The organism is Arthrobacter sp. B1805 (assembly GCF_002929745.1).
In the GTDB taxonomy this organism is placed as follows: Bacteria; Actinomycetota; Actinomycetes; order Actinomycetales; family Micrococcaceae; genus Arthrobacter_D.
This window is the reverse complement of the sequence record NZ_PJIQ01000002.1, coordinates 68662-81802: the sequence shown is the minus strand read 5'-3', so window position 1 is coordinate 81802 and position 13141 is coordinate 68662. Positions and strand designations below refer to the sequence as shown.

General features: G+C 62.9%; 13 protein-coding genes. 7 read left to right on the top strand and 6 right to left on the bottom strand.

What is annotated here, in order from left to right; all coding sequences use genetic code 11:
* Positions 1–114 precede the first annotated feature (114 nt).
* From gyrB to dnaA, 6 genes are all read right to left on the bottom strand, one after another.
* Entirely contained in the window at positions 115–2127 is a 2013-nt protein-coding gene (gene gyrB / locus CXQ96_RS03015; protein WP_258058837.1) for a DNA topoisomerase (ATP-hydrolyzing) subunit B, read from the bottom strand.
* A 269-nt stretch (positions 2128–2396) separates the two neighbouring features.
* A complete protein-coding gene (locus tag CXQ96_RS03010) occupies positions 2397–2921 on the bottom strand; it encodes a DUF721 domain-containing protein (RefSeq protein ID WP_104116775.1) in 525 nt (174 codons plus the stop codon).
* A gap of 118 nt (positions 2922–3039) precedes the next feature.
* A complete protein-coding gene (gene recF / locus CXQ96_RS03005) occupies positions 3040–4302 on the bottom strand; it encodes a DNA replication/repair protein RecF (protein ID WP_104116558.1) in 1263 nt (420 codons plus the stop codon).
* 10 nt (positions 4303–4312) lie between these two features.
* A complete protein-coding gene (gene gnd / locus CXQ96_RS03000; protein WP_104116557.1) occupies positions 4313–5209 on the bottom strand; it encodes a phosphogluconate dehydrogenase (NAD(+)-dependent, decarboxylating) in 897 nt (298 codons plus the stop codon).
* A gap of 63 nt (positions 5210–5272) precedes the next feature.
* Positions 5273–6397, bottom strand: coding sequence for a DNA polymerase III subunit beta (gene dnaN, locus CXQ96_RS02995; protein WP_104116556.1), 1125 nt, complete (start codon positions 6395–6397; stop codon positions 5273–5275).
* 492 nt (positions 6398–6889) lie between these two features.
* On the bottom strand, positions 6890–8302 hold the full coding sequence (gene dnaA / locus CXQ96_RS02990) for a chromosomal replication initiator protein DnaA (RefSeq protein WP_104116555.1): 1413 nt from the start codon (positions 8300–8302) through the stop codon (positions 6890–6892).
* A 451-nt stretch (positions 8303–8753) separates the two neighbouring features.
* On the opposite strand from dnaA, the gene rpmH reads away from it, so the two are divergent.
* The 7 genes from rpmH (at position 8754) to CXQ96_RS02955 (ending at position 13087) form a co-directional block, all read left to right on the top strand.
* The gene (gene rpmH / locus CXQ96_RS02985; protein ID WP_022892375.1) at positions 8754–8891 is read left to right on the top strand and encodes a 50S ribosomal protein L34; all 138 of its coding nucleotides are present in this window, start codon (positions 8754–8756) and stop codon (positions 8889–8891) included.
* Positions 8892–8982: 91 nt separating this feature from the next.
* Positions 8983–9354 (top strand): ribonuclease P protein component, encoded by a 372-nt coding sequence (rnpA, locus tag CXQ96_RS02980; protein ID WP_258058836.1) that lies wholly within the window; start codon positions 8983–8985, stop codon positions 9352–9354.
* A gap of 20 nt (positions 9355–9374) precedes the next feature.
* Positions 9375–9701 (top strand): membrane protein insertion efficiency factor YidD, encoded by a 327-nt coding sequence (yidD, locus tag CXQ96_RS02975; RefSeq protein WP_104116774.1) that lies wholly within the window; start codon positions 9375–9377, stop codon positions 9699–9701.
* A gap of 14 nt (positions 9702–9715) precedes the next feature.
* Positions 9716–10678, top strand: a complete 963-nt coding sequence (gene yidC / locus CXQ96_RS02970; RefSeq protein ID WP_104116553.1) for a membrane protein insertase YidC — start codon at positions 9716–9718, stop codon at positions 10676–10678.
* A complete protein-coding gene (locus CXQ96_RS02965; RefSeq protein WP_104116552.1) occupies positions 10675–11229 on the top strand; it encodes a R3H domain-containing nucleic acid-binding protein in 555 nt (184 codons plus the stop codon). Before yidC ends, CXQ96_RS02965 begins: the two co-directional genes overlap by 4 nt.
* A complete protein-coding gene (gene rsmG / locus CXQ96_RS02960) occupies positions 11222–11893 on the top strand; it encodes a 16S rRNA (guanine(527)-N(7))-methyltransferase RsmG (RefSeq protein WP_104116551.1) in 672 nt (223 codons plus the stop codon). Before CXQ96_RS02965 ends, rsmG begins: the two co-directional genes overlap by 8 nt.
* Positions 11894–12136: 243 nt before the next feature.
* On the top strand, positions 12137–13087 hold the full coding sequence (locus CXQ96_RS02955; protein WP_258058835.1) for a ParA family protein: 951 nt from the start codon (positions 12137–12139) through the stop codon (positions 13085–13087).
* The last annotated feature ends 54 nt before the right edge of the window (positions 13088–13141 follow it).

The following is a 13141-nucleotide window of genomic DNA, read 5'->3' as shown; positions in this document are numbered from 1 at the left end:
ACCCACGACCGATCAAGGGTGGTTCCGTCGTTCTGAAGAGGCGCTTTAATATTTCAAGGGCCGCCAGGCCCGCAAGAAATTTCGTAGCGCCGGCAGAATGACGGAACCAGCCACTCAGATATCGAGGAAACGCACGTCCTTGGCGTTCTGCTGGATGAAGTTGCGGCGGGACTCGACGTCCTCGCCCATCAGCACCGAGAAGACCTGATCGGCGGCCGCGGCGTCGTCCATGGTGACCTGCAGCAGAGTGCGGTGGTCCGGATCCATGGTGGTGTCCCACAATTCCGTGTAGTCCATCTCGCCGAGGCCCTTGTAGCGCTGGATGCCGTTGTCCTTGGGCAGGCGCTGGTTCTTGGCGAGGCCGATCTTGATGACCTCGTCGCGCTCACGGTCGCTGTACACGTAGTCGTGCTTCGCGTTGGACCACTTGATGCGGTACAGCGGCGGCTGCGCCAGGTAGACGAAACCGTTCTCGATTAGGGGCCGCATGTAGCGGAACAGGAGCGTCAGCAGGAGGGTCGTGATGTGCTGGCCATCCACGTCGGCATCGGCCATCAGGACGATCTTGTGGTACCTGGCCTTATCGACGTTGAAGTCCTCGCCGATCCCCGCCCCGAAGGCGGTGATCATGGCCTGGACCTCGCTGTTTCCGAGGGCCCGGTCGAGGCGTGCCCGCTCCACGTTGAGGATCTTGCCGCGCAGGGGCAGGATCGCCTGGGTCTCGGGATTCCGCCCACGGACAGCAGAACCACCGGCCGAGTCACCCTCGACGATGTAGATCTCCGAACGGGCAGGGTCCTTGGACTGGCAGTCCTTCAGCTTTCCGGGCATGCCTCCCGATTCGAGCAGTCCCTTGCGGCGCGTGGACTCACGCGCCTTGCGGGCGGCGAGACGGGCCTGCGATGCCTGGATCGACTTGCGGATGACGTCGCGTGCCGGTCCCGGGTTGCGCTCGAGCCAGTCACCGAGCTGGTCGGACACGACGCGCTGCACGAAACCCTTGACCTCGGAATTGCCGAGCTTCGTCTTGGTCTGGCCCTCGAACTGCGGTTCGGACAGCTTCACCGAGATGACAGCCGTCAGTCCCTCGCGAATGTCGTCACCCGTGAGGTTGTCGTCCTTCTCCTTGATGATGTTCTTCTCGCGCGCGTACTTGTTGATCAGCGTCGTCATGGCTGCGCGGAAGCCCTCTTCGTGTGTTCCACCCTCGTGCGTGTTGATCGTGTTCGCGTAGGTGTGCACGCTTTCCGAGTACGCCGAGGTCCACTGCAGCGCGACCTCGACTGCCATCCTCTTGTCCGCGTTCTCGGTCTCGAACGCGATGACGTCCTCATGGATCACATCCACGCGCTTCGAGGAATTGAGATGGCGGACGTAGTCCAGGAGCCCGTTCTCGTACAGGTACTCCACGGCCCGGTGCTTCGGCTGCCCGTCCGACTCCTGTGCCTGCTCGATCTCGACCACCTCGTCGGTCTCGACCGCGTCCGCACGCTCGTCCGTGAGGGTGATGCGGAGACCCTTGTTGAGGAAGGCCATCTGCTGGAACCGCGCACGGAGGGTCTCGAAGTCGAACTCTGTGCTCTCGAAGATCGCGTCGTCGGGGTAGAAAGTCTGCGTGGTCCCGGTGTCGGTCGTCTCCTCACCCCTCCTGAGTTCACCGACCGGCTTACCGCCGTCCGCGAACGACTGGTGCCACACGTACCCCTGGCGGCGCACTTCCGTCTCGACCCGCTTCGAGAGTGCATTGACGACGGAGATACCGACGCCGTGCAGCCCGCCGGATACCGCATAGCCGCCGCCGCCGAACTTGCCGCCGGCATGGAGGATGGTCATGACGACCTCTACGGTGGGTCGTCCCTCGGTGGGGTGCATGTCGACGGGGATTCCGCGGCCGTTGTCCACGACCTTGACGCCGCCATCGGCCTGCAGCGTGATCTGGATGTGGTCGCAGTACCCGGCCAACGCCTCGTCGACCGAGTTGTCCACAACTTCGTACACAAGGTGGTGGAGGCCTCGCGGTCCCGTGGACCCGATGTACATACCGGGACGCTTGCGAACCGCTTCGAGGCCCTCCAGAACGGTGATCTCACTAGCACCATACGCATGCTCGGTGGCTGCTTCGAGGATCGGGGATTCGCCCTCGCCGATCAGGACATCACTTGCATTCAACTCGTTCTCGTGTGCCACAGGCGTAGAAGGCTCCTCAGCTGGATAGACCAAAACAATCTGTCTCCATTCTACCCTGTGGAGGGCTACAATCCGTCACCAACAGCCCCTCATTGGCCCCCAAAGCGGCTCCAGAGCCGATAGAGGGACCTTCCATGAGGACGGATACGCCGGGCGGACCCCCGATTGCGCTGAAGGCCGTCCAGCGGGGCGGTATCCGGTCGCCCTCCTCACCCGTAGGTGTCGCGCGGCCCGCGGCCCTTGACCGATCGTCCGCCCTTGCGCCAGCTCGGCGCGGCCGGGCCGATGACGGACAGTCGCGTGACGACGCCGGCCCCGAGTTCGGTTTCGAACCTCTGCAGCACCTGGGGGGTGATGAGCCGCAGCTGGGTGGCCCAGGCTGTCGAATCGCATCTGACGAGGACGGTGTCGGCATCGAAACTCTCCGGCACGCAGTGAGCCGCGATGTCGGCACCCACGATCTCGTCCCAGCGGGCGAGGACCGATCCGATGGCCACCGGCGACTTCCACCCACGTTCGGCGAGCATCTTCGAGAAGACGTTGCCGACTCCCTCGGGATCCCGTCCCCCGTACACGGGTTCCGGGGAATAGCGACGCCGCGCAGTCTTCCCCACGCGCTTCGACTGAGCCTCACGAGGGGTTCCCCTCGCTTGGGAAGCACTCCGCAGCCTGTTGAGGAGTGCGCGGGGTGCATCCTGCTCGGGGAAAACCCCGTTGCCGGGAGACCTCTGGATCCCGCCACCCTCAGGGTCATCGACACGACGACCGACCACATCAGCAGGGGGCCCGGCCAGCGGTTGATGCTGTCCGCGCGGCCGGCCGCCGGATTCGGGGTCCTCTGCGGATCGTTGCTCAGGCACTGGTCGCCGTCTCCGTGCCCGAGGTGGCACTCAACCCGGGCGGCCCGCCGACGCCCTTCGGCTGTGAGTCTGCGATCGCACCCGGCACCACACGGAGTTGACGACCGAGCAGGGCACCGGGGATATCGTCACCCACGGCCGCCGTGACGAGCACCTGCTCCGCAGGCGCCACGATCGCGGCCAGGCGTGTGCGCCGCTGCGCATCGAGCTCCGCGAAGACGTCGTCGAGGATCAGCACCGGATCCCCGCCCGGCGTCCGGTCCTCCTCCAGCAGGAGGTAGTAGGAGGCGAGCCTCAGGGCCAGCGCCATCGACCATGTCTCACCGTGTGACGCGTAGCCCTTGGCCGGCACCCGTCCCAGCAGCAGCGCGAGCTCGTCGCGGTGGGGACCGACGAGCGAGATGCCTCGCTCGAGTTCCTTTTTACGGTGGCGCACGAGGGATGCCACGAACAACTCGGTGAGTGCCGGCAGGGACACGCTGCGCAGTACCCCTTCGGGCTCGCTGCTGGTGGCTGCTGTGTCGTCATCAACATTCAGAAGGTCCGACGACGAGGACACGGTCGAGAGGTAGGAGAGGTCGGCCTGCTTCGAACCGTCGGTCAGTTCGGCGTAGGCGCGCTGCACGTGGGGACGGATCTTGTCGACCAGGACGATGCGGGCCGATAACAGCCGTGCACCCGCTTCAGCGAGGTGCTGATCCCACACATCGAGCGTCGCCTCATGCGCGGAGGAGAACCTGCCTGCCGCCCGGGCGGACTTGAGCAGCGCGTTCCGTTGCTTCAGGACGCGCTCGTAATCGGCACGCAGGGCGGAGTGGTGCGGTAGCAACGACACCATGGCGTCATCCAGGTAGCGACGGCGGCCCGACGGGTCCCCTTTGACCAACGCAAGGTCTTCCGGAGCAAAGAGCACCGTCTTCAGGATGCCTGCGGCGTCCCTCGCGCGGACGGGATTGGACCTGTTGATCCGGGCCCGGTTGGCTGATTCGGCGTTGATCTCCACCTCGACGCTCGTGCGCTGGGATCCGCGCACCAGCTTCCCCCTGATGATCGCCCGTTCCTCGCCGAATGCAATGAGCGGCTTGTCGGTGCTGACACGGTGCGAGGACAGCGTGGCGAGGTACCCGATGGCCTCGACGATGTTGGTCTTGCCTATGCCGTTGGGCCCGACGAACACGGTGATACCCGGCTCCAGCGCCGTATCCAGTTGCGCATAGCTCCGGAACCCGGTGAGCGAGAGGTGCTCAACGTACACCGGTACCCACTTACTCGGATGTCGGCTGTGCGGGCTTCACTGCGTGGCCGCCGAACTGGTTGCGCAATGCCGACACCATCTTCATCGACGGCGAGTCCTCCTGGCGCGATGCGAAGCGCGCGAAGAGTGCCGCCGTGATCGCAGGAGCGGGCACGGAATTGGCGATCGCTTCCTCGACGGTCCAGCGGCCTTCACCCGAATCCTCGACGTAGCCCGCGATACGGGAGAGTCCTGGGTCCTCCTGCAGCGCCTTCACCAGGAGGTCGAGTAGCCAGGAGCGGACGACGGTGCCCTTCTGCCAGGCGGCGAACGTCCCGTGGACGTCCTTGACGATGTCCTTCGCCTCGAGCAACTCGTAGCCCTCTGCGTAGGACTGCATCAGGCCGTACTCGATGCCGTTGTGCACCATCTTGGCGTAATGACCCGCTCCGACGTCGCCGACATGGACGAAGCTCTCTGCGCGCTCACCCTCGGGACGAAGAGCATCGAAGATCGGCATCGCGAGATCGACGTCGTCCTGGCTACCGCCTGCCATGAGGCCGTACCCGTTCTCGAGCCCCCACACCCCGCCCGAAACGCCGCAGTCCAGGAAGCGGATGCCCTTCTGTGCGAGCAGGGTGGCATGGATCTGGTCATCGGTGAACTTGGAGTTGCCGCCGTCGATCACCAGATCACCTTCGGACAGGACCTCGGAGAGGTCCTTCACGACGGCGTCGGTGATCTGCCCGGCGGGCACCATCACCCACACGATGCGGGGCGACGGAAGGGCAGCGACCAGATCGGTCAGGCTCGGCACATCGGTCTTATCGGGATTGCGGTCGAAGCCGGTGACCTCCACGCCCTTCTCACGAAGGCGCTCCCGCATGTTGAATCCCATTTTTCCGAGTCCGATGAGGCCGATGTGCATGCGCTTCTCTTTCTGACGATGTGTCCGACGGCCGGTCGGGCCGGTCGATCTCCTGCCGGGAGGTTATTGGTTGGGCAACCGCACGGGCATCAGCAGGTACCTGTAATCTTCCCTGTCTTCGCCCGATGCGTCCTCCTGGGCCGACAGCACGGCCGGTTTTGGGGGTGAAGTGAAGGAGAAACGGACGAACGGGCTGTTGAAGGCGCCGAGTCCCTCACTCAGGTAATGCGGGTTGAACGCGACGGTGATGTCGTCGCCGTCCAGAGTTGCCTCGATGGCTTCGGAAGCCTGCGCGTCCTCACCCGTACCGGCGTCGAGAGTGACCTGGCCCTCGGTGAAGGCGAGCCGGACGGGTGTGTTGCGCTCGGCGACGAGCGATACACGCCGTACGGCCTCCACGAGCGCCCCGGTCTGGACCGTCGCGTGGATCGGGGTGTTGTCGGGGAAGAGCGACCTGATCTTGGGATAGTCACCGTCGACCAGCAATGACGTGGTGCGCCGGCCTCCCGACTCGAAGCCGATGAGCTCGGAGTCCTCGGAGAAGGCGATGTTCAGGTCTCCCGCACCGCCGAGGGTCTTGGCGACCTCGTTGAGCGTCTTCGCCTTGACCAGCGCACTGGTCGACATTCCGGGAGTCGTCGGCTTCCAGGAGACTTCGCGCAGTGCCAGCCGGTACCTGTCGGTGGCAAGGAGCGTGATGAGATCGTCCTCGATCTCCATGCGGACGCCGGTCAGGATAGGCAGGGTGTCGTCCCGGCTGGCTGCGATGATCACCTGCGAGACGGCCTGGGCGAAGGCATCGCCGTCGACCACTCCGCTGACGGCCGGAAGCTTCGGGAGCTCGGGGTACTCACCTTCCGGCATCGTCGCCAGGTTGAAGCGGCTGTTGCGGCATGTCAGGGTCACCTTCGACCCGTCGGTAGCGACTTCGACGGGGGCTGACGGAAGGCTCCTGCAGATGTCGGCGAGGAGGCGCCCGGAGACGAGGATCGTGCCCTCCTCCAGGACGTCGGCAGCGATTTCGAGCCGCGCCGAGATCTCGTAGTCGAAGCTGGCGAGGCTGAGAGAACCACCCTCGGCCTTGATGAGGAGTCCTGCCAGGACGGGCACGGGAGGTCGTGGTGACAGGGAACGAGCGGTCCAGGACACAGCCTCTGCAAGTACATCCCGCTCAACTCTGAATTTCACGGAGCAGTGCCGCCTTTCGCCAGATCAAAAAACAGCCACCGGCGAAACACCGGCGGATGGTCGGTACATGTGCTGCAGCGTCGTCCACGGGGGTACCCGGGCACGGGGAACTACAACCCTACTGACTCACAGCTTAGCCGGACAGTGGAGCGGAGCAGCAGGCGCTGTGGAGGTGGGTGAGGGTCGTTCGGAACACAGAATGTTATTTGACGAACTTTTTGAAGTTTAAGGTTCGTAGTGTTAATAACTGCTGTGGATTCTGTGGATAAGTGCCCTCACCCGGGCGTTGATGCTGATCCGCCCTGTGGACAAGGTGTGTGTCCGGAGAGCCGCGCACAGGAGCTGGTTGTGGGCGCCGCCCTTGTGATTCCGTGGATCCACAGGTAGAAGGGCGGTTTTCCTCAGGCTGACCCTCGATGTTCCCCCAGTTATCCACAGCTGTGTCCACACCTGTTAATTACGGCCCCGCAACCAGGCGGTGCTGATGCGCTGTCAGGCCTCGCGCTGCTTGTGCTTGATCCGGTTGGTCAGTTCGGTGACCTGGTTGAAGATCGCTCGCCGCTCGGCCATCAGTTCACGGATCTTCCGGTCAGCGTGGATGACGGTGGTGTGGTCCCGTCCCCCGAGTTCGGCTCCGATCTTGGGCAGCGACATGTCTGTCAGTTCGCGGCACAGGTACATGGCGATCTGACGAGCGGTCACGAGGGTCCTGGTCCGCGACTTGCTGCACAGTTCCTCCATGCTGATCTGGAAGTAGTCGGCCGTCTGGGCCATGATCACCGTCGAGGTGATCTCCTGGGCGCCGTCGTCGGAGATGAGGTCCTTCAGCACGATCTCGGCCAGGTTCACGTCGACCTGCTGCCGGTTGAGGCTTGCGAAGGCCGTCACCCGGATCAATGCTCCCTCGAGCTCGCGGATGTTCGTGGCGATCTTGGAGGCGATGTATTCGAGGACGTCGTCGGGCGCGCTGAGGCTGTCGCTGATGGCTTTCTTGCGCAGGATGGCGATACGCGTCTCCAGCTCAGGCGGCTGGATGTCCGTCAGGAGGCCCCACTCGAAGCGGGAACGCATACGTTCCTCGAACCCGATGAGCTGCTTGGGCGGCAGATCGGAGGTGATGACCACCTGCTTGCTGTGGTTGTGCAGGGCGTTGAAGGTATGGAAGAACTCCTCCATGGTCCGGTCCTTGCCCGACAGGAACTGGATGTCGTCGATCAGCAGGATGTCGACGTTGCGGTAGGTCTGCTTGAAGCTCGAGCCCTCGTCGTCGCGGATCGAGTTGATGAAGTCGTTGGTGAACTCCTCGGAATTCACGTAGCGCACGCGGATACCCGTGTAGAGATGCCGGGCGTAGTGGCCGATAGCGTGCAGGAGGTGCGTCTTACCGAGACCGGAATCCCCGTAGATGAAGAGCGGGTTGTAGGCCTTGGCCGGCGCTTCGGCCACGGCGACCGCAGCAGCATGCGCGAACCGGTTCGAAGAGCCGATGACGAAGGTGTCGAAGATGTACTTGGGATTGAGCCTCCCGAATTCGTGTGAATTGCTGGGAGGCGTCGGGGACGGTTTGACCTCACCCTTCGGCTCCGGAGAGATTTCCTCCGGTTCCTGCTCCGAAATCTCCTCGTCGACGGGCGTGAGTTCGGGGTCGATCACGAACGCGCACTGGATGTCCTCCCGGAACACGTCCCGCAGCGCTTCATCCAGCGCTCCCTTGAGCTGGGTCTGGAGTACTTCGCGGGTCAATTCGTTCGGCACCGCGATGAGCATCGTCGTTCCGATGAGGCCCTGCGCCTGGGCAAGGACCATGAATCCACGCTGCCGAGGGGTGACGCGATCGTCCTGCTCGAGGGTCCGGATGACTTTACGCCAGGAGCTCCCGACGTCGTTTACCTCATCTGTACCCACAAAGACCCCTCTTGGCTGTGCTGTCCACGCTCGAAAAGGTCCGTCATCCACAGAGTTGTACACAAGGCGTGGATAAACGGACCATGGCCAAGACTAGAGGATCAAAACTGCGGAAGATAGCGGACTGGAGCGCCGAACACTGCCCCGTGAGAGGGCTCACTCGGTGCTGTCGGTATGCGTGTAGTGTGTTTTCGACCCCGGTTGTCCACAGGTCTGTGCCCACAGGCGGACGACGGCGAGTTTGACGCCCCTGCGCCGCGTCCCCTAACGTTATGTAGTCCAACATGTCTGCATTTCGCATGCCATCACAGATGTTCCCGGGTACTAAGAGGCCTCGGGATGTGACAGCTCCAACGCGAATGTCGGATGTACACCTTCATCGCGTCAGTCTGTTCTTCCCCCTTGTTGCAATGGGCCGGACGCATCTCAAGATCGTTCTGGAGTAACTACAGTGAGCAAGCGGACTTTTCAGCCGAATAACCGCCGTCGTGCCAAGAAGCACGGTTTCCGACTTCGCATGCGCACCCGTGCTGGTCGCGCCATCCTGTCGGCGCGCCGCGGCAAGGGCCGTACCGAACTCTCGGCATAAGCGGTTCCTCCCTCGCCATGCATCCTTCGGGTGATTGCGCCGGCACGGGGTTCCTCACGTCAGCAATGAACAGGGATCCGCAGTGCTTCCGATGATCCACAGGGTGCGAACGGCAGCGGATTTTGCACGTACCGTACGTTCCGGTGCCCGGTCAGGGCGCCGGAACGTCGTGCTATACGGGTCCAAAACTGCCGATTCCGAGCCTTCCCGAGTTGGTGTCATCGTAGGGAAGAACGTAGGGAACGCGGTTACCCGGAACCTCGTTAAACGGAGGCTGCGTCATGCCTCGGCGGAGTGGGTCAGTGCACATCCCTACGGCTACGACGTCGTGGTCCGGGCGTTGCCACCAGCCGCTGAGAGCGACTGGGTTGCCCTGCAGAAGGATTTCACCGGCTGCCTGGTTACCGTGGTTCGCCGGCTCGATCGGTCGGAGGCACCGGAAAGGGTAAGCGGAGTATCGTGAGGAAGGTCGCTGTCAGCGTGATGAAGTCCCTCATCGGGTTCCCTCGTCTGGCTGTGATCGGACTCCTGATCGCGTACCGGAAGGTCATCTCTCCGCTGTACGGACCGGTGTGCCGGTTCTATCCGAGTTGCTCGGCCTATGCGCTCGAGGCCGTCACCGTCCACGGGCTCGTTCGTGGACTGTGGTTTGCTGTCAGACGGTTGGTGCGCTGCCACCCCTGGAACGCGGGCGGAGTGGACCATGTACCCGCCGGTTCCAGAACCTTCCCCTCCGGGAAGGTCCCCTCGATTGTTGTGTTGAACCATCCGGTCATCCCGGCCGATGACGAAAGCCGCCCGGCGGCTTGAGGAGCTAACTGATTATGGGTTTTTTTGAGACGATCCTGGCGCCGTTCAGGTGGCTCGTGTCGTGGATCATGTTCATGTTCCACGAGGGGTTCTCCTTCCTCGGGATGGATCCCGCATCGGGCTGGACCTGGGTGCTGTCGATCGTCGGCCTCGTCGTCGTCATCCGTGCCGCGTTGATCCCCGTCTTCGTGAAGCAGATCAAGGCGCAGCGAGGCATGCAGGCGCTGCAGCCGGACCTGCGGAAGCTTCAGCAGAAGTACAAGGGCAAGACGGACCAGCTCTCGCGCCAGGCGATGACGCAGGAACAGATGGCCCTGTACAAGAAGCACGGCACCAATCCTTTTGCTGCATGTCTGCCGATCCTCATCCAGATGCCGTTCTTCTTCGCACTCTTCACTGTGCTCAACGGCATCTCCCGGGCAAGCGAGGAAGGTGCCGAGATCGGTGCGTTGTCGCCGGAATCGGTTCGCCAGTTCGATGATGCGACGATCTTCGGTGCTCCCCTCTCCTCGACCTTCCTCGGCAGCTTCGGCTCGGACGGGAACATCAGCGTCATCATCCTGTCCGTGATCATGATCATCGCGATGACGGCGTCGCAGTTCATCACGCAGAAGCAGATCATGGCGAAGAACATGTCCGAGGAGGCCATGCAGAGCCCCTTCATGCGTCAGCAGAAGATCATGCTGTACATCCTTCCGCTCGTGTTCGGTGTCGGTGGTATCAACTTCCCGATCGGTGTGCTGGTGTATTGGACGACCACCAACGTGTGGACCATGGTTCAGCAGTTCTACGTCATCCGCCGCATGCCGACCCCCGGCTCGCCGGCGGCGAAGGCCCTCGCCGAAAGGCGTGCGAAGAAAGGCCTGCCGATGGTGCCGCTCCTCGGAGAGCGGAAGACCGAACCTGCGATCGAAGCGGTACCGGAGCCTCGCGGCCAGCGAGTCCAGCCCCAGCGCAAGAAGAGGAAGAGGCGATGACGGTAGACAACGAAGAGCAGACCCCGGAGCTTGGTGATCCAGAGCCTGTTGCCGAGGCAGTCGGAGGCAGCAAAGCTGCAAGGCTGGACGAGGAAGGCGATGTCGCAGCCGATTACCTCGAGGAGTTGCTCGACATCGCTGACATCGACGGCGATATCGACATCGAGGTCCGTAGTGGACGCACGTACATCTCGATCGTGTCGGAGGATTCGTCGGACTCCGGCCTCAGTTCACTGGTGGGGAACGACGGCGAGGTACTCGAAGCTCTGCAGGAGTTGACGCGGCTGAGCGTCCTTACTGCAACCGAGACACGCTCGCGCTTGGTGCTCGACGTGGACGGGTATCGCGACCGACGTGGACGCGAGTTGACGAAGATCGCCCAGGACGCCGTTGAGACGGTCAGGGAAACGGGCGACGACGTCGCGCTTGCGCCCATGTCCGCCTACGAGCGGAAGATCGTGCACGATGTCGTCGCTGACCTGGGCTTCGTCAGCGAGTCCGAGGGCGAGGGCCAGGCGCGGCATATCGTCGTATCGCCCAGTAATGACTGAGACCGTTCCCTCTGATCCGGGCGAAGCTCCGGAGCCCACATCGGAGGAGCGCACCGCCGCAAAGGCTGTTTTCGGTGGTCGGCTGGATCTGGCTCGTGGTTTCGTGGGGCATCTGGCTTCCTCGGGTATCGAACGCGGGCTCCTCGGGCCGAGGGAAGTCCCGCGTCTCTGGGGGCGCCATGTCCTCAATTGCGCGGTGGTGGCGGAACTCATGAGTGAGAACGCCTCCGTCGTCGACGTCGGTAGCGGTGCCGGCCTTCCTGGGCTCGCCATTGCGATCGCACGCCCGGACCTTCAGCTGCAGCTCGTCGAGCCTCTTGATCGACGGGTGATCTGGCTGAATGAGGTGGTGGCCGACCTCGGGTTGTCGAATGTCAGCGTCCACCGGGCCCGTGCCGAACAGGTGGTCGGTAGGGTTTCCGGACAATACGTGACCGCTCGGGCCGTCTCGGCTCTGAGCACGCTCGTAGGCTGGACACTGCCGTTGGTCGAACCTGGCGGGGAGGTTCTAGCGATCAAGGGACGGAGCGCTGCGGAGGAGATCGAAAAGGCGCGCAAGCTGATCCGCAAACTCGGTGGAGGAAGTGCGGAAATTGTTTCGGCAGGCGCGAATGTGCTCGCTGAGCCGACGACTGTTGTCCGGATTCCGCTTCGCTCGGTCTGAATGCTGCGGGTGTGTGCTCGGCACGCCAAGCAGGTACGCCGGTCGCTTGCGGCTACCCTTGTAGATAATGACGTCTGGCATGTGAGAGTGAGTTGCTGAGTGACCATCAAGGACGCCCCCGCGAAGAAGTCCGAGCCTTTCCGCGTGGCAGGATCCCCGCTCGCCGTCGGTCTTCGAGAAATTCAACCAGGCGTGTTTGCGGATCCAGCGAATACAGGTGTGGTTTCACGTGAAACCCCGAGTGTGTCTGCAGCAGGCGGGAAGGCGCCGGTGACGGAGAGGCCCAGCAAGGGAAAAAGCGTGATGGAAGCGATGGACGACTCATCACCCCTCGGCCGGGACTTGGCAAGTGAAGCAAGGCGCCGGGAGAAGCTGCTCGGCAAGACCCTTCCCAAGCCGAAGAACACCCGGATCATGACCATCAGCAACCAGAAGGGTGGGGTGGGTAAGACGACCACGACGGTGAACATTGCCGCCGCCCTTGCAAGTGCTGGGCTTCAAGTGCTGGTGATCGACATAGATCCGCAGGGCAATGCCTCCACTGCCCTCAACATCGACCATCACGCTGACGTGGACTCCATCTATGACGTCCTGATAGACGATGTACCGCTCGGAGAGGTCGTTGCTCCCTGCCCAGATGTGCCGAACCTGATCTGCGCGCCGGCAACCATTCACCTTGCCGGCGCCGAGATCGAACTGGTGTCGCTGGTGGCGCGAGAGCAGCGCCTTCGCCGAGCGATCGATGTATATGCGAAGGAGCGTGAGGAGAAGGGCGAGCCACGCTTGGACTTCGTCTTCATCGATTGCCCGCCAAGTCTTGGGCTTCTGACGGTCAACGCGTTCGTTGCCGCCAAGGAAGTGCTCATTCCGATCCAGTGCGAGTACTACGCGCTCGAGGGTCTCAGTCAGTTGCTGAAGAACATTGAGATGATTCAGAAGCACCTCAACGCAGAACTCACCGTCTCCACGATCCTCTTGACTATGTATGACGGCCGGACGAATCTGGCTGCACAGGTAGCAGCTGAGGTCAGGGAGCATTTCCCGCAGCAGGTGCTAAAGGCTGTCGTACCCCGGTCCGTGCGCATCTCCGAGGCCCCGAGTTATCAGCAGACCGTGATGACGTATGACCCTTCATCCAGCGGTGCGCTCTCCTACCAGGAAGCGGCGGCCGAGATCGCTTCGCGGTCCCAGTAGTCAGTACTATCGGTCCTCCAAGGACCATCACGATGTAGCAGTGGAGGTTCGCTC

Coding starts and splice junctions, on each gene's coding strand:
- gnd (WP_104116557.1), bottom strand. CDS start 5,209: ATGCACATCGGCCTCATCGGACTCGGAAAAATGGGATTCAACATGCGG.
- rnpA (WP_258058836.1), top strand. CDS start 8,983: ATGATCCACAGGGTGCGAACGGCAGCGGATTTTGCACGTACCGTACGT.
- yidD (WP_104116774.1), top strand. CDS start 9,375: ATGAAGTCCCTCATCGGGTTCCCTCGTCTGGCTGTGATCGGACTCCTG.
- yidC (WP_104116553.1), top strand. CDS start 9,716: ATGGGTTTTTTTGAGACGATCCTGGCGCCGTTCAGGTGGCTCGTGTCG.
- CXQ96_RS02965 (WP_104116552.1), top strand. CDS start 10,675: ATGACGGTAGACAACGAAGAGCAGACCCCGGAGCTTGGTGATCCAGAG.
- rsmG (WP_104116551.1), top strand. CDS start 11,222: ATGACTGAGACCGTTCCCTCTGATCCGGGCGAAGCTCCGGAGCCCACA.